We start from the raw sequence: 16,388 nt of genomic DNA, 5'->3' as shown, positions 1-16,388 counted from the left end.
AAGACAGTACGTGCCTAAGGGCATTGATCTAAGAAGCGTTACAGAAGAGAAAATAGACTTCGCGATGAGACGAATAAACAATCGCCCAAGGAAGTATTTAGGATTCAAGCAGCCAGCCGTTATCTTTAAACTGATGTGTTTGGCTGCTTGAAGTGAAAAGTGTCGCACTTCGTACTTGAATTCGGGGCTATCTAAAACAGACAACAAAGTAGGCCCTATATGATTTCAAAGTGTATGAAGAAAACTATTCTAGCTTCCAGCCTTTTGTATATTTCCACGAACCTAGTCGCTGCACCTCAATATTACGGTGTTTTAGAGATGGGTCTTTCACATAGTGATTTCAGTAATTTAGAAGCATCTACCCCTGAAGCAAGCACGACAACTGAGGTTGTTGATGACTCAGGCAACTCTTCATTTTTTAGTGTTGGTGTTGGTATCAATTGGGAAAATAGCCCCCTTAGATCCGAGATTGTATACAGTTCATATGGAGAGCAGAATTTTATAGAAGACACCGTGTTTACTAGCTCTGGAAATGAGCGAACAACTACAAATATCAAACAAGATTCACTCATGTTTAACCTCTTGTACGATATCGATATTAAAAGTAATGTTTTTAAACCCTATGTAGGTGCTGGCGTGGGAGTGCTCAGATCCAAGGTTAGTGCAACTCAGTCGGATGAGCCTGCAACCAGTAGATCGGCTTCTTTTGCAGAGACCTCTGACACAAATTTTATGTGGAGCGTCGTAATAGGGGCTAACTATAGTGTGGCCGAAACATTAAAGGTTGGTTTTGGGTATCGTTACACGGATGCTGGAGAAATTAGTACCGATGATAACTGTGTAGGATCTGATACCTTGATCTGTGATGCTGGGGAAACACACTCAGCGGATCAAAAGTCACAGCTATTGTTTGTCAGTATGAATTACTATTTTGAATAATTGTTATTAAAAATCTGTAGCGGCTTTTCTCTCGCTTTACTAACGATTCCTTAGGGTGTGTTTCTTTTGTTTTGCAAGAGAAATGCCCCTTGTCTACCAGTACCGCTCTTTGTCTATTGTGCTTTGTTGTTGGCTCTTCTGCGCTAATGTAAGTTTCTGTGCACAAACTTTTCACAATTTGATGACTTCATAGTATAGTAATGGAAAACGCTCAGTTTATGACCTATGTCTGTTCTGGTTAGGCTGAGTTTAGAGTCGCATTACGTAGGTAGAGTAACTAATAAGTGAAGACTGTTCCGTTACGCTGGTTGATTGTTATTCCTTTTGTTGTTCTCGCGCTTGTCTTGGGGATGGCGATGTATTTGCTTTCCACTATCACGATAGCCAATATCGCAGATAGAGTGGGAAAACAATATATCAAAGAGGTGGAAGGCCGTATTTATGATAGGGTGCAAGATTTCGTCACGCCTTTGATTAGTATTGTTGAAATGAATCTTGACGTTTTTTCTCATCGGCCAGAATTGTTGAATGATTTAACCCCGATGGCAGGGCGGTTTTACGAACAGGCGATACCTTACTCACAAATGACGTTTATATCTGTTGCAACGACGGATGGGCGTTATGTGAACTCTTCACAAAGTCCGATCAAAAGTGGTCAGCATAATATTGCCGCGAACTTTGTTCATAAGCCATTGACCATGGAGGGATTTGAATACGATCCGAGAGTCTTCATTGGTCCTAAGATTGACTCTGATCCGACCTTTCCTTACGACCCTAGAGTCCGCCCGTTTTACAATCTTGCAGTACAAAATAAGCAGGTAACCTGGGGGGAAATTGAACCTTATTACGGCTTTCCAGTACTTGGTATTAATTTATCGGCGCCTATTTATGGCAAAGATGGTCAGTTATTAGGGGTGACCGCAACCAGTATTGCATTGGTTGAGTTAGACAAATATCTAGCCTCTTTGGATTTGGTGGAAGGGGCCTACCTTTTTTTGGCTGAGGGTAACGGTGATTTAATTGCCACCTCAGAACAAGGTAATTTGTATCAAACGACAAATGGGGTAATCACTCGATCAAACCTAAATAACCATTCAAATAAAGCCTTTCAATTGGCTAGCCAGACGTTAGAAAAAGGCATCCAGGAGTTAGAGGTCGAAGGGAAAAAATATCTATATTATCTGCGGACTATTGATCTTAAATATGGGAAACAGTGGCAGATAGGCATTCTTATTCCGAGCTCTTATCAACAAAGCATTCTCGATAGTTATACGCAAAGTGCGATTATAATCACATTAATTCTGTTCGTGTGTATTGCTGGGATTGGTTATTTAGTCGCTTGGTACATTGGTAAGCCGATTCGTCGTCTTAGTCAGGCTGCGAATGATAAAAACCTTAAAAGTATTCAGCAACTCCCTCATGTATTAAGTGGGGTTCGTGAGATTAATTCATTAAGCCGAGGGTTACGCTTAATGGCGGATAATCTCTCTGACATCATGCAAAACCTAGAAGAAAAAGTCGCAGAAAGAACCTCTTATTTACAAGGGGAGAATGAGTACTTACTAGAGAGTGCTCTGACGGATGAATTAACGGGCTTATATAATAGGCGTGGTTTTAATCAGGTGTTTGAAGGTGCGATACAACGTGCGCAACAACAAAAACAGCAATTGACCTTTGTGCTCTGTGACATTGATCACTTTAAACGCATTAACGACAAGTTTGGTCATACGGTTGGTGACCTTGCCTTGGTGTCTGTGGCGATGAATCTTAGACACCATGTGCGATTTTCTTCGGACATTGTTGCGCGCTATGGTGGAGAAGAGTTTACGTTGGTATTTTTGAATACGGATATTGCGCAAGTGTTATTTAGATTGGACAGTATTCGACAAGGCTTTGAGCGCAATCCGGTGGTGAAAGGAGAATATATCACCATGAGCTTTGGTGTGGTTCATGTTTGTGAAGGCGATATTTTGACCATGGAAGAGCTAATAGAACAAGCCGATAAAAAGCTATATCAGGCTAAAAATGCAGGCAGAGATCAGGTCGTTATCTGATCTCTAGAAGTCGTGTGTGACGGCGTGAATGGTCCCTCTGAGCGCTTGATAGTAGAATCGTAAATCCTCTTTTTTAAACAGAATGACCGCTGTAGTCCATTGTTCCTTATGACATAATTGCCTTCCTCAATCTACATGTAGCGTCAGCCAATCGTTAAAAATTGCTTGTTTGTCATAATTCAATGCTATCAAGGGGCAATGTTGGCGCTACAGAAAGTTGTTTACCCTGTTTATTAATTAAGGATAGTTAAATAGTGAAGGTATCTCATAAGGTTGTTTCGTGTGCTTGCGCGGTCGTGCTGCTCGCGTTCACCATCTACTCGTTGTTCCAATACAATAGCGCTAAAAATGCATTGTTTCAAAGTGCCACAATCAATACTCAGGAAAGCAGTCAGGCATTGGCTTTACAGGTAAATCATTGGTTAAAAAGCAAAATGGCGTTGATTGACGTTATTGCCCAAAGAGTGGATGAAAACTTTAGCAAGCAAACCATTCAAAAGGCATTTGACTTGCCGATTTATAAAGACGAATTCCTGTTGTTGTTTGGCGGTTTAGACACCGATGGCAAGCCGATTGGTAATGACCCATCATGGAATCCACCAGGTTGGGATGCTCGCCAGCGCCCTTGGTATAATATGGGGAAAGAGTACCAACAAGCCGCACTAACAGAACCTTATATGTCTACCAAAGGCGAATTGCTTATTTCTGTGATCTCGAGATTCTCCGATCATGGTCAGTTTAAAGGCACATTTGGAGGGGATTTGAGTTTAAAAACGGTGTCTGAAGCCGTCAACTCACTGAACTTTAATGGCACAGGCTACGCTTTCTTAATGACCAAAGCGGGCACGATTATTAGTCACCCTAATGCCAATTTGAACGGTAAACCTGTGTCTAAGTTACTCAAAGAGGGCGAGCCAGCGCTCAGCAATCACCTTGAAGAGCAGCATTTGCTTGATGGTACGCCTGTGTACGTCTCCTTCAGCTCAGTGCCTAATCTTTATGGTGCTGATTGGTACGTAGGGGTGGTGCTAAATAAAGATAAACTGTTCGCTAGTACGCGAGAATTTGGTTGGGTGGCGTTTTGGAGCACCTTAATCGCGGCATTCTTGGTGTCTGTGATTCTTTATTTTGTTGTCACACGTTTATTGCAACCGCTGCGCGCGCTGCAAGAATCCTTGCATGATATTAACAGCGGCGACGGCGATCTAACCAAACGTTTGGCGGTCAACACAAACGACGAGTTTGGGCAGGTCTCCACCGAATTTAATAAGTTTGTTAATTACTTGCAGCACTTAATCGGCGAAGTAAAAATGCGCTCTCAACATGTGCGTGAAAATACCGACAAATCAGCCGCGTCTTCACAGCATTCTGCCCAACAGTTGTATACACAGCTTGGGGAGTTGGATCAGCTGGCAACCGCGATGCATGAAATGTCGGCGACGGCGCACGATGTGGCGGACAATGCACAGGCTGCCGCTGATCGTGCTAGTCAAGCCGATATTGCTGCCAGCGAAGGGGAAGCGATTGTAGATCGTACGACTCAGTCTATTGCGCATTTGACAGACCAGATGGGTGGAGTGGTCACAACGATTAATGATCTCGTTACCTACAGCGACAACATTGAGTCCATTTTGACCGTGATCACGGCCATTGCCGACCAAACAAACTTGCTTGCATTGAACGCGGCAATTGAAGCTGCGCGGGCTGGCGAGCATGGTCGAGGCTTTGCGGTGGTGGCAGATGAAGTTCGAACACTGGCTTCAAAAACGCAAGAATCTACCGAACAAATTCAGCAAATGATTCAGCAATTACAAAACAGTGTGCGAGGCGCTGAAAGTGCGATACATGAAGGTCGCGAAAGTGCCAACAGTACGCAACTTATTGCCAATCAGGCGAAACAGTCGTTGGCTGAAATCCGCGCAAGGATTAACGATATTAATGACATGACGGTACAAATTGCGGCCGCAGCGGAAGAGCAAAGCGCTACTTCCAATGAAATTAACCGCAATACCAGTAATATTCGTGACATTAGTCAGTCTGTTTCTGATGCCGCTAAAAACCAATCTACCTTGTCTGATGACATGGTAGAGATCACTATTGAGCAGGCAAAAGCATTAGCTAAATTTAAGATATAACGCGCTGATTGAAACTTACTTGCTACGTTCAATCGGGTCGCTTCAAGCTCGATTGATCGTATATGGTGAGTTAGGCGTGCCGTAATTGTCGCTAAAAAAAGGCCTTAATATTCTATTAAGGCCTTTATTATTTCTGTTGTTTGTTTCAACTGCCAGTCTACTGAGCGGTATACCCACCATCGATGACAATGGCTTGTCCGGTTACGCCTTTAGCGGATGGGCTGGTGAGAAATAAACAGTAGTCGGAAATTTCTTTCACGCTGAGTAGGCGTTTCTGTGGCACTAATGGCCATATCACTTCTTCAAGAACGTCATCGAGTGGCACATTTCTCGTTCTTGCCAGCTCCTCCAGTTGGTTTCTAACCAATGGGGTGTCCACATAACCAGGACAAAGTGCATTAACGGTGACGCCAAAGGGGGCGGCTTCCAGAGCGGATACCTTAGTTAAGCCTATCACACCGTGTTTTGCCGAGTTGTAACCAGCCTTGCCAGCAAAGCCGATTAAACCATTGATGGAGGCCATATTGATGATGCGGCCATCCCCTTTTTCCTTCATCAGTGGAAGTATCTTTTTGATTGCTATAAATGGCGCAATCAGCATGATGTCGATGAGTTTTCGGTACGTGTCCGAAGGAAACTCTTCAATCGGAGCTATGTACTGTACGCCGGCGTTATTGATCAAAATATCGATGTGGCCGAATTGCATTATGGCCTCGTCAATGGCGCTCAAAAACTGTGTCTCATTGGTGACATCGCAGACAAAAAAAGCACATTGCTTGTTGAATTCAGAGACGCGCGCTTGCGCCGCTTCGATGGCTTCTTTGCTAAAGTCTAAGATCGCTACTTGCATGCCAGCGGTTAGAAAAGCCTGAGCAATTTCTAGCCCTATACCGCTTGCTGCACCAGTAATTAGAACGGTTTTATTATTCATTGTTATTCTCCAAACAAGGGCGCTAAGCAAGCGCCCTTCGAACAAGGCGGTCGTTAACGTTAGCCGTAGATGACTTTAGGCAACCAAAGCACCAGATCTGGGAAGAAAAACACCAGAAGTACGGCCAATAATTGCAATAAAATGAATGGGATAACGCCTTTGTAGATGTGCATGGTGGTGACACCTGGAGGGGCGACACCTTTTAAATAGAAAAGCGAAAAACCGACGGGCGGGGTCAAAAAGGACGTTTGCAACGCCAAGGCAAAAAGCACCACAAACCACACCAAATTGAAGTCAAGAGCGACCACAACCGGCCCAACCAATGGCAACAGAATTAGACTTATTTCGAGCCAATCTAAAAAGAAGCCCGCCACGAAAGCAATCAACAGAATAACAATGATGATGCCAGATGGTGACAGAGGAATGCCTTGCAAAAGACTGCTAATAAACTCATCGCCGCCTAATGTTCTTAATACCACGGCAAAGGCGGTGGCGCCTAAGAAAATACCAAAGACAAAAGACGTCGTAATGGTGGTTTTACGGCATACTTCGGCCAACATACTGAGGTTGAAGCGTTTATTTAGAATTGCCAATAGCGTCGCGCCAAATGCCCCGACACCTGCAGCTTCCGTAGGAGAGACAATGCCCATAAAGATAGAGCCTAAGACGGATAAAATCAGCGCTAGGGGCGGAAATACCGCTTTGACAGTTGACCAGATCAGTTCTTTGCTAATAGGCGGTAAATCCAACGGCGGATGGCACACTTTAGGGTTAAAAATCGCCGTCAAAATCACATAGATAATGTACAAAGAGCCTAATAAAAGGCCAGGCATTAACGCCCCCATAAAGAGGTTACCAACCGACAAAGAGAGCTGGTCTGCCATGATGATCAGCATGATGCTTGGTGGAATCAAAATACCCAAAGTGCCTGATGATGCGACAATGCCGCTGGCAAAAGAAGGGGAGTACTTTTGCTCAAGCATGACGGGCATAGACAACATCGCAAGCAGTACCACGGAAGCGCCGACAATGCCGGTAGAGGCAGCAAATAAGATGCCTATTAGAATAACCGCAACGCCAAGTCCACCGCGAAAGCGACCAAATAAGTTAACGAAGTTGACCATTAAGCGTTCAGCGACGCCAGAGCGTTCTAGCATCAGGCCCATAAAAATAAACATGGGCAGGGCGACCAACACCCAGTTGCTCATTTGCGCGTAGATTCTTTGTATTATGGTGCCGTAAATTCGCCAATCGGTCATGTAGTAAGTGTCCCAGTCTAGATACTGAGACGACAAAACTCCCACCACACTAAATACGATGGCAAGACCTGCCAATACCCAAGCGACGGGAAAGCCTGAGAAAATCAGTAAAATAAAGCTGCCAAGCATGGCAATGACTAAAAACTCGTATGTTTCGAACACAGTAAATCCCCTAATGATTAGCGCGATGCGTGGTTATCGTTGCTAGGCGTATTGGTTAAAAAAGAGACACAGCGAAGCCAGCGGGAAGTAGCGGCGACCATCAGTAAAGCTAAGGCGATTAGGATGAAAGATTTAATAACCCAGCGCATAGGAAGCCCGTCGAAAGAAGGGGAAACCTCGTTCATTCGGTACGCGCGTTCGACAAACGGCAACGCGTAACTGAACATCACAATGCAAAAAGGAAGCAGTAAAAAGGTGAGACCGAAGATTTCGATCCAAGCCCGCTTGCGCAGCGACCAGTGTTCAGCCAGTGCATCCACACGAACGTGGCCATCATGAATAAAACAATAGGATAGGCCAAGCATGAAGCCTACCGCGTACAAATGCCATTGCAGCTCTTCTAAGGCGACAAATGTGGTGTTAAAGCAATATCGCATTAAAGCGTTGCCGACGATCAGCAGCATTAATATCAGCCACAACCAGGAGGAATATTGGCCAACTTTTTCAATAGCAGACTCAATGCATTTGGATAATTTTGTGTGTGGTAGCTGGTTTAGATTTGAGTTTGATAAGCTGGCCTCAATTTTTGCCAAATCCAGCTCGTTAGTATGATCAGACATACCATTCTCCTTTGATTCCGGATGCGTGCACCCAGTGAAAAACGTCGGCATGGGTTGAAACCACATGCCGACTCACTAAACAGAGTGTCAAATAGAGTTATTTAGTGTCCCAATCACGAGGTAAGTAGCCCAATTTTTTCCATGGACGATGCTCTTTCTGGAAGGCTTTCATGGACGCGTAGATCTCGGCAAATTGAGGGTCTTCTTGAGAGTGTTTTGCCATGACTTTGTCGGTTGCCACTTCAAAGGCTTTCAGAATTTCAGGAGAGTACTGGTGTAAATTGACGCCTTTTTCTTCGAATTTCGCTAGCACGCCGCCTTGTAAGGCTTCGGATTTTGAAATGGCGAGAGTATTGGCGGCCATACAGCTGGTTTCAATTAAAGACTGAGTTTGTTTGTTCAGTTTTTCCCAATCATTGGTATTGATGTAAAGGAACTGGTTTGTGGAAGGCTGATGCCAACCAGGAAGGTAATAATGTTTTGCTACCTGATAGAATCCAAGTTGTTCATCGACCGTAGGGATAGAGAATTCCGTGCCGTCTAAGACGCCCGTTTCCAACGCTTGATATAGCTCGCCGCCAGGGAAGACGTTGATCGACATACCAAATTCCGACATGATTTCACCGCCAAGACCGGCAGCACGGAATTTAAGACCGTTTAGGTCGTCGACAGATTTGATTTCTTTACGGAACCAACCTGCGGCTTCTGGGCTGATAGTGCCGCAAAGAATAGGGTAAACATCATAAGGCTTAAACAGCTTTTTCAGCATCTTATCGCCGCCATGGAAATACATCCAAGCTGTAAACTCATTAGATTCAAGGCCGAATGGCGTTGCTCCGAATAAAGCCGCTGCTGGAATTTGTCCCCACTCATACCCCATCCAAGAGTAGCCTGCAGACAAGTTGCCAGAGCTAACATTGTCAAAAATACTCAGGGCTGGAATCAAGGTACCGGGTTCGAATACTTGCAGATTGACTTTACCGCCACTGCTTTCTTTTAGCATTTTTGACACTTCTGGCATGGTGTCGCCAAGTGCAATCAGAGAAGAGGAAAATGCCATAGGTACTTGCCAACGAATTTTATTGAAGTCGGCATGGGAGGAGGCGGCGAATGTTAATCCAGTCAGACAGGTGGCTGTTATCAGAGCTTTTTTCATGAGTGTTATCCTATTATTCTTATTGTCTATTTTTTTGTTCTGCAGGTTTTGCAAACGCTCTAGTGGAATAAACTGAAGCGTCTTTTGTGCTTTTTATTTGCTATCAAAAAGAATGCCACAATTTTATTTTCTTTATTTTTCAAAGGTTTATTTGGTTTTGGTTTTTCCATGAAAGAAATATTCTATATTTTTTCCGGAAAATCGGACGATTTTGATGCATTAATGATATTTTTTATAAAAAATAGTCCGGATATTCGGAGTTAGACCGATTTTTCGGACGGTTTTTGGTATATTTGTTGATTTTTCGTAAAGAAGTTGTTCAGCTGATTCCATATTTATCGATTTTTTCATAGAAAGTGGACTTACTTATACCCAGCTTTTTGGCCGCCTTGGTGCGGTTGTCGCCACATTCGATGAGCGCTGCCTTGATAATGTTTCTTTCCGCTGTATTCAGTTGCTCCTTTAAACTCCCCGACGCTTGGCGAGCGCTCAAGTCCGCTGGGGTGGGCGTTGCAACAGGAGGCGTTTTTGCTAACTGAACAGGCAGCAGTGACAAGGGGATTTTTCTGTCATGGCTGGTGTAAAAAGCGGCTTCCATAACGTTTTCTAGCTCACGAATATTGCCCGGCCAATCATAAGCCAGCATGGCGGTAAGCGCTTGAACCGTAAGTTTGGGGGCGCGTCTGCCGGTTCTACGTGACAGTTTTTGGAGGAAAAAATCGGCCAGTTTGGCAATGTCCTCACGACGTTCTCGTAACGGCGGAAGGGCAATAGACACGACATTAATACGATAATAAAGGTCTTCACGAAAATCCCCTGATGCGATCAAGCTTTCTAGAGGGCGATGTGTCGCGGTAATTAAGCGAATGTTGAGTGGGGTGGCGTGGGTGCCGCCCACGGATTCGACCTCTCTGTCTTGCAAGACACGCAGCAGTTTGGCTTGCATGGGTAAGGGTAAATCCCCTATTTCATCAAGAAATAATGTGCCACCGTTCGCGAGTTGAAATTTACCGGCTTTACCGCCTCGTTTGGCTCCAGTAAAGGCGCCTTCTTCGTAACCGAATAGTTCGCTTTCCAATAAGTTTTCAGGAATGGCGGCACAATTCACCTTGATAAAAGGAAACTCTGCACGGTCTGACAATTGATGAATCGCGTGGGCGTAGAGTTCCTTGCCAGTACCGGATTCGCCACGAATTAACACAGTCACATCGCCAGAAGAGACTTGCTTCACTTTAGCGCTTAAGGCCTTCATGATCTGGCTGTCGCCAATGACATCATTAAGATGAAAGCTGGCTCCAGAAAGAGTTTTATCCGACGTTAGCTGCTTTTGGCGACGAAAGTCCTGTTCTGCTAATAGCGCTTTTATGTGGGTGTTAATCTGTTTCCATTCGTGCGTATCATGAAAAATCACAGTGCCAATGGCACCAATGACTTCTCCTTGTTCGATAATAGGGAAGCGATTAGCGATCATGTTACTGCCAAGGATTTTTTGCAGTGACAAGCGTTCTGCTTTCCCGGTTTGCACTGTGATGTGCATGCGGGTGTTCTCAATGACGTCGGTGACTTTTTTGCCTTTGACGTCTTCGGCTTTCACTCCTAAAAAACGCGCGTATGGCCGATTGATAAAGAAGATTTTGGACTGATGATCGACGATCACAACCCATTCTTCCATGGCGTTTAAAATCGACTTATAGGTGTTCGCCGCTTGTGTGAGCTTTTCTGTTTTTTTCAATGGCATTGTCGACTCCGTGCAATGACCAAACCGGATGAATTATTATTTTTCTCGCGCCTTTGTACTGCTTAAAAGCGTAACGTTTTTGTTCAATGAACAGCAAGCGCCAAGGTTGCTTGTGACACCAATATTATATTGACTGGGCTTCGTTGCGATCTTTTGTTGGCATGACATCGTCAATGGTCGCATAAGTATCAATGAGTACGTCCAGCATGGCCGCCGCCGCAATAGAAAGGTTGGATCTGGGTTTGCAAACCACGCCAACACGACGGCCAATTTCTGGCTCACCAATCGGTCGGCAATTAAGGTGTTGTTCGTAGGCTTGTTGGCGACAAATAACAGGGACAACCGCAACCCCCATGCCTTCGCTGACCATTCTGACCACAGTGGTTAACTGATGAGCATCGAACGCGACCTTGAGCTCCATGCCCGCGTCTTGCAATGAATTTTCGATCATGGCACGCACACTAGAAGGGCGCTGTAAGGTAATAAAGTCGTATTCTAGTAGTGCCTTCCAAGTGATTTTCGCTTCTGCGTTGAGCGGATGATGCTCTGGAAAGATGGCGATAAAGTTATCTTCATAAAGCGGGTAAAACGCCAAATCCAAGAGGCTGGTTGGTTCAAAACAAATGCCTAACTCCACCTGATTATTGCCCACCATGTCGACGACAATATCAGACAATACATCGTCAATAGCGACTTGAATATGGGGGTAGCATTGGTGGTAGTTATGGATGGCTTTGGGCAGCAGTGAAGCCGCGAAAGAGGGCATAGAGGCGATGGAGATTTTGCCTAATTGAAGCGCAAAACGTTGCTTCATCTCGTCTTCGGCGTTTTCCCATTGAGCCAAGATACGTCGAGCAATCGGCACTAATGCTTCTCCCTCAGGGGTGAGAGAAAGGGTTCGTGTGGTGCGTGTTAGTAGCTTGCCACCGAGACTCTCTTCAAGACTTTTGACCGATAAGCTGAGCGCCGGTTGTGATAGATGCAACTGGTTAGCTGCGCTGGCAAAACTCATTGCGTCGGCGACGGCGAGAAAGGCGCGTATCTGTTTTAAATTCATTTATTTGTAATTCTTATTAATAAATATAAAAAATAAAATTAATTTATTTATCGTCCTGAGTCAAACTGAAGTTACTCGAAGGTTTACGCAATACTTTTTAAAACAGATACTTTTTTAAAATATAAAAATACTCTTACACAATAATAATTAGGAGAAAGTAATGGCGGGTTTTGACAAAGTAGTCACGTCCTATGAAGACGCCATGGCTGGGCTAGAAGACGGCATGACCGTACTGGCTGGTGGTTTCGGTCTATGTGGTATTCCTGAAAATCTTATTCAAGAAATCAAACGACGACAAACCCGTGACCTCACCATAGTGTCTAATAACTGTGGTGTGGATGGTTTTGGTTTAGGCGTTTTGCTGGAAGATAAGCAAGTTCGCAAAATGATTTCTTCTTATGTGGGTGAAAATGCCCTTTTTGAAAAGCAACTCCTCCAAGGTGAGTTAGAAGTCGAGCTCACACCTCAAGGCACCCTTGCCGAAAAAATGCGCGCTGGCGGCGCGGGTATTCCTGCCTTTTTTACTGCGACAGGTGTTGGTACCCCTGTTGGTGAAGGCAAAGAGACGCGAGTCTTTAATGGTCGTGAATACCTAATGGAAGAAGCCATTACCGGTGATTTTGCCATTGTAAAAGGCTGGAAAGCAGACCGTTACGGCAATGTTATTTATCGCCATACTGCGCAAAACTTTAATCCTCTCGCGGCAACGGCTGGAAAAATCACAGTGGTTGAAGTGGAAGAGATCGTCGACGTCGGTGAACTGGATCCCGCTCAAATTCACACGCCTGGTATTTACGTTGATCGCATTATTCAAGGTTCGTTTGAAAAGCGTATCGAGAAACGCACTGTCCGATCAGCAGACTAAAATGCCCTGTCATATTGACGAATAAAATAGACGAATAATAAGAGGCGCAAAGATGGCACTTACTAGAGAACAAATGGCACAGCGTGTTGCTAGAGAGTTACAAGATGGTTTTTACGTGAACCTAGGCATTGGTATTCCGACCTTGGTGGCGAACTTTATTCCAGAAGGCATGGAGGTGATGCTGCAATCGGAAAATGGCTTGCTCGGTATGGGCGAGTTTCCGAGCGAAGAGACGATTGATGCGGACATGATCAATGCGGGCAAACAAACGGTAACCGCGGTGAAAGGCGCGTCTATCTTTTCGTCTGCTGAGTCGTTCGCGATGATCCGTGGTGGTCATGTGGATCTTACCGTCTTGGGGGCGTTTGAAGTGGATGTGAATGGCAACATTGCCTCTTGGATGATTCCTAATAAATTGATTAAAGGCATGGGGGGCGCAATGGATTTGGTCGCCGGTGCTGACAATATTATCGTCACCATGACGCACGCCTCTAAATCAGGTGAGTCAAAATTATTGAGCGAGTGTGCCTTACCATTAACGGGAAAAGGGTGTATTAAGAAGGTCTTAACGGATTTGGCTTGGTTGGAAATCGAAGACGGTGCTTTTATTTTGAAAGAACGCGCACCGGGTGTTTCTATAGAGGAAATCCAAGAAAAAACACAGGGTAAATTGATCGTTCCTGATCATGTACCAGAAATGGTGTTTGCTTAATCCGACTTATGTTAATGGAGAATAGAATCATGAAAGCAGTCATTGTTGCCGCTGGAAGAACCCCGATTGGTGCCTTTAATTGTGCCTTGTCTTCCTTAAGCGCCGTTGAGATAGGTACTCAATTACTCAGTGGATTATTAGCCAAAGAACCTGTTCTGAAAGAACACATTGATGAAGTGATTTTAGGCCAGGTGTTGGCCGCAGGCTGTGGTCAAAACCCAGCCCGTCAAACGGCAATACATGCCGGTCTTACCAAACAAGTTTCCGCTATGACCATTAATAAAGTCTGTGGCTCTGGCTTAAAAGCGGTTCAGCTCGCAGCACAGGCGGTATTAAACGGTGACGCAAAAATGGTGGTGGCCGGTGGTCAAGAAAGCATGAGCCAAGCGGCCCATGTACTGCCGAATAGCCGCTCTGGTAAGAAAATGGGCAATTGGGAAATGCTGGATACCATGGTGACGGATGGCCTATGGGATGCCTTTAACGATTATCACATGGGACAAACCGCAGAAAACATCGCCTCACGATGGAACATTAGCCGTGAAGAGCAAGATGTCTTTGCCGTACAGTCACAACAAAAAGCCGCTCGAGCGCAGGCGGCAGGTCATTTTGTGGAAGAGATTATTCCTGTGGTGATCCCACAGCGCAAAGGTGAGCCGGTTATTTTTGCTCAGGATGAGCAAATTCGATCCAATGCAACTGAAGAAGCCTTGGCTAAGTTACGACCTGCCTTTAGCCGCGAAGGGTCAGTGACAGCCGGCAATGCTTCCACGTTGAACGATGGTGCAGCCATGGTGATAGTGACCTCAGATGAAGAAGCGGCACGTTTAGGCTTGCCAGTATTGGCGGTGATTGAAGCGGCCAGCAGCGCCGGGGTTGCTCCTGAAATCATGGGCACAGGGCCGATTGCAGCGACGAAAAAAGTGTTAGAGAAGGCCGATTGGTCAATTGCAGATTTGGATTTGATTGAGGCCAATGAAGCCTTTGCCGTACAGGCATTGTGTGTCAATCAAGAGCTTGCTTTGGATGCCAGTAAGGTCAATGTAAATGGCGGTGCCGTTGCTTTGGGTCATCCCATTGGGGCGTCTGGCTGTCGAATATTGATTACCTTATTGCATGAAATGAAACGTCAAGAGCGCCATAAAGGATTGGCAACGCTTTGCATTGGCGGAGGCATGGGGATTGCCATGTTGGTGTCACGTTAGAAAGGGTCAGGAAGGCCAGAAAATAAAAAATATAACCATATAAAACCAAGCCAGGTCGCTTATCAAGCGTTCTGGCTTTCACCTAAAATAACTATAATATTAGGGAAACCCAATGACTAATAACGCAGTAAAACAGACTGCTTTGCAGCGCTTGAGTAAATTTTTCGTTACGCTTCTTCAACGTTACCTACCGGACCCATTTATCTTCGCCATTGTGCTTACTCTGGTGGTGTTTGTCTTGGTTATGCCAAGCACTAACCAAGGGCCGATGGAAGTGGTTAATGCATGGGCAGGGGGCTTTTGGAAACTGTTGAGTTTCTCCATGCAGATGGCCATGGTGGTGGTTACCGGTCATGCGATGGCCAGTGCACCAGCGTTTAAACGCAAATTGGCAATGTTGGCAGGCGTGGCCAAAACGCCGGGCCAAGCGATTCTTCTTGTTACGGTAATCAGTGCCCTTGCTTGTTGGGTTAACTGGGGCTTTGGTTTGGTTGTTGGGGCGATTTTTGCCCGCGAATTAGCGGCAAAAGTGAAAGGCGTAGATTACCGGTTGTTGATCGCTTCTGCGTACAGTGGTTTCTTGTTTTGGCATGCGGGCTTGTCCGGCTCAATTCCGTTGGCAATTGCGGGTGGCGCCAACATCAGTACGGTGACCAATGGCGCCGTGACGTCGGCGATTCCTACCTCAGAAACGATTTTCTCACCCATGAACTTAACCATTTTGGCGGTGATGCTCGTGGCGATTCCTTTGTTGAATCGACTCATGCACCCTGCGCCTCAAGACACCATCACGATCGATGCGTCCTTGCTTGAAGAAGAAAAAGTTGAAGCGCCTAAAACCGGCAAGATGACACCAGCAGAGCGGATGGAAAACAGCCGTACACTGTCATTGTTATTGGGCGCTATGGGCTTTGCTTACATCATTTATTACTTTGTTACTAAAGGCTTTGCGCTGAATTTAAACATCGTTAACTTTACCTTTTTGTTCACCGCGATCTTGCTTCACGGAACCCCAAAAAGCTTGTTGAATTCGGTTTCTCAAGGCGCGCGTAACTGTTCTGGGATTCTGCTTCAGTTCCCTTTTTATGCGGGCATTATGGGGATGATGACAGCAACCGGCGATGGCGGCGCGTCATTGGCGGGCGTCATTTCTCAATGGTTTGTGTCGATTTCCAATGAAACCACCTTTCCTCTCTTTACCTTCTTAAGCGCGGGTATTGTGAATTTCTTTGTACCTTCTGGTGGCGGTCAGTGGGCGGTTCAAGCACCTGTGATGATGCCTGCCGGTGCGGCTTTAGGAGTGGATGCCGCGAAAACCGCCATGGCGATTGCTTGGGGGGATGCTTGGACAAACATGATTCAGCCTTTCTGGGCATTACCAGCGTTAGCGATTGCCGGTCTGGGTGCGAAAGACGTAATGGGTTATTGCATCATGGCATTACTGGGTTCTGGTGTGATTATTTCCTTGGGCTTCTTAATTTTTTAAGGACACAGCACACCATGGCAGCCAACAATGGTTGCCACAAGAAATCAGCAGACGCCTTCTTTTTAATGG

The 16,388-nt window shown here is 45.4% G+C and carries 13 protein-coding genes and 1 pseudogene; 8 read left to right on the top strand and 6 right to left on the bottom strand.

Features of this window, described 5'->3' with window-relative positions; translation table 11 throughout:
- The 4 genes and pseudogenes from ACIGBN_RS09880 to ACIGBN_RS09865 form a co-directional block, all read left to right on the top strand.
- Positions 1 to 151: pseudogene (locus ACIGBN_RS09880) on the top strand (IS30 family transposase); the annotation flags it as partial.
- Positions 152 to 234: 83 nt separating this feature from the next.
- Positions 235 to 939, top strand: coding sequence for an outer membrane protein (locus ACIGBN_RS09875; RefSeq protein ID WP_396665157.1), 705 nt, complete (start codon positions 235 to 237; stop codon positions 937 to 939).
- Between the two features lie 284 nt (positions 940 to 1,223).
- On the top strand, positions 1,224 to 2,993 hold the full coding sequence (locus ACIGBN_RS09870; RefSeq protein ID WP_133001523.1) for a sensor domain-containing diguanylate cyclase: 1,770 nt from the start codon (positions 1,224 to 1,226) through the stop codon (positions 2,991 to 2,993).
- Between the two features lie 254 nt (positions 2,994 to 3,247).
- Entirely contained in the window at positions 3,248 to 5,128 is a 1,881-nt protein-coding gene (locus ACIGBN_RS09865) for a methyl-accepting chemotaxis protein (protein ID WP_396665155.1), read from the top strand.
- 157 nt (positions 5,129 to 5,285) lie between these two features.
- On the opposite strand, the gene ACIGBN_RS09860 is transcribed toward ACIGBN_RS09865, so the two are convergent.
- From ACIGBN_RS09860 to ACIGBN_RS09835, 6 genes are all read right to left on the bottom strand, one after another.
- Positions 5,286 to 6,059: a 3-hydroxybutyrate dehydrogenase gene (locus tag ACIGBN_RS09860; RefSeq protein WP_133001521.1), complete on the bottom strand. Its 774-nt coding sequence runs from the start codon at positions 6,057 to 6,059 to the stop codon at positions 5,286 to 5,288.
- Between the two features lie 59 nt (positions 6,060 to 6,118).
- On the bottom strand, positions 6,119 to 7,480 hold the full coding sequence (locus ACIGBN_RS09855; protein WP_133001520.1) for a TRAP transporter large permease subunit: 1,362 nt from the start codon (positions 7,478 to 7,480) through the stop codon (positions 6,119 to 6,121).
- 17 nt (positions 7,481 to 7,497) lie between these two features.
- The gene (locus ACIGBN_RS09850; RefSeq protein ID WP_133001519.1) at positions 7,498 to 8,100 is read right to left on the bottom strand and encodes a TRAP transporter small permease subunit; all 603 of its coding nucleotides are present in this window, start codon (positions 8,098 to 8,100) and stop codon (positions 7,498 to 7,500) included.
- 97 nt (positions 8,101 to 8,197) lie between these two features.
- Entirely contained in the window at positions 8,198 to 9,256 is a 1,059-nt protein-coding gene (locus ACIGBN_RS09845) for a TRAP transporter substrate-binding protein (RefSeq protein ID WP_133001518.1), read from the bottom strand.
- Between the two features lie 319 nt (positions 9,257 to 9,575).
- On the bottom strand, positions 9,576 to 10,994 hold the full coding sequence (locus tag ACIGBN_RS09840; RefSeq protein WP_133001517.1) for a sigma-54-dependent Fis family transcriptional regulator: 1,419 nt from the start codon (positions 10,992 to 10,994) through the stop codon (positions 9,576 to 9,578).
- Positions 10,995 to 11,118: 124 nt separating this feature from the next.
- Positions 11,119 to 12,051: a LysR family transcriptional regulator gene (locus ACIGBN_RS09835; RefSeq protein WP_396665151.1), complete on the bottom strand. Its 933-nt coding sequence runs from the start codon at positions 12,049 to 12,051 to the stop codon at positions 11,119 to 11,121.
- Between the two features lie 160 nt (positions 12,052 to 12,211).
- Between ACIGBN_RS09835 and ACIGBN_RS09830 the strand changes: the two genes are divergently transcribed.
- The 4 genes from ACIGBN_RS09830 (at position 12,212) to ACIGBN_RS09815 (ending at position 16,319) form a co-directional block, all read left to right on the top strand.
- Complete coding sequence (locus tag ACIGBN_RS09830) at positions 12,212 to 12,916, top strand: CoA transferase subunit A (RefSeq protein WP_133001515.1); 705 nt, start codon at positions 12,212 to 12,214, stop codon at positions 12,914 to 12,916.
- Between the two features lie 52 nt (positions 12,917 to 12,968).
- Complete coding sequence (locus tag ACIGBN_RS09825; protein WP_133001514.1) at positions 12,969 to 13,628, top strand: CoA transferase subunit B; 660 nt, start codon at positions 12,969 to 12,971, stop codon at positions 13,626 to 13,628.
- A gap of 29 nt (positions 13,629 to 13,657) precedes the next feature.
- Positions 13,658 to 14,833 (top strand): acetyl-CoA C-acetyltransferase, encoded by a 1,176-nt coding sequence (locus ACIGBN_RS09820; protein WP_396665148.1) that lies wholly within the window; start codon positions 13,658 to 13,660, stop codon positions 14,831 to 14,833.
- Positions 14,834 to 14,945: 112 nt separating this feature from the next.
- Positions 14,946 to 16,319, top strand: coding sequence for a short-chain fatty acid transporter (locus tag ACIGBN_RS09815; protein WP_133001512.1), 1,374 nt, complete (start codon positions 14,946 to 14,948; stop codon positions 16,317 to 16,319).
- The last annotated feature ends 69 nt before the right edge of the window (positions 16,320 to 16,388 follow it).

Origin of the sequence: Marinomonas sp. NPDC078689 (assembly GCF_044542435.1) — a bacterium.
Lineage (GTDB): Bacteria > Pseudomonadota > Gammaproteobacteria > Pseudomonadales > Marinomonadaceae > Marinomonas > Marinomonas arenicola.
Note: the sequence above shows the minus strand (reverse complement) of the source record. Positions and strands in the feature narration are given on the sequence as shown.

What these genes read in the sequence shown, in the direction of transcription:
- ACIGBN_RS09860 (WP_133001521.1), bottom strand. Translation starts at nt 6,059, where the DNA reads ATGAATAATAAAACCGTTCTAATTACTGGTGCAGCAAGCGGTATAGGG.
- ACIGBN_RS09830 (WP_133001515.1), top strand. Translation starts at nt 12,212, where the DNA reads ATGGCGGGTTTTGACAAAGTAGTCACGTCCTATGAAGACGCCATGGCT.
- ACIGBN_RS09815 (WP_133001512.1), top strand. Translation starts at nt 14,946, where the DNA reads ATGACTAATAACGCAGTAAAACAGACTGCTTTGCAGCGCTTGAGTAAA.
- ACIGBN_RS09850 (WP_133001519.1), bottom strand. Translation starts at nt 8,100, where the DNA reads ATGTCTGATCATACTAACGAGCTGGATTTGGCAAAAATTGAGGCCAGC.
- ACIGBN_RS09825 (WP_133001514.1), top strand. Translation starts at nt 12,969, where the DNA reads ATGGCACTTACTAGAGAACAAATGGCACAGCGTGTTGCTAGAGAGTTA.
- ACIGBN_RS09845 (WP_133001518.1), bottom strand. Translation starts at nt 9,256, where the DNA reads ATGAAAAAAGCTCTGATAACAGCCACCTGTCTGACTGGATTAACATTC.
- ACIGBN_RS09875 (WP_396665157.1), top strand. Translation starts at nt 235, where the DNA reads ATGAAGAAAACTATTCTAGCTTCCAGCCTTTTGTATATTTCCACGAAC.
- ACIGBN_RS09820 (WP_396665148.1), top strand. Translation starts at nt 13,658, where the DNA reads ATGAAAGCAGTCATTGTTGCCGCTGGAAGAACCCCGATTGGTGCCTTT.
- ACIGBN_RS09840 (WP_133001517.1), bottom strand. Translation starts at nt 10,994, where the DNA reads ATGCCATTGAAAAAAACAGAAAAGCTCACACAAGCGGCGAACACCTAT.
- ACIGBN_RS09835 (WP_396665151.1), bottom strand. Translation starts at nt 12,051, where the DNA reads ATGAATTTAAAACAGATACGCGCCTTTCTCGCCGTCGCCGACGCAATG.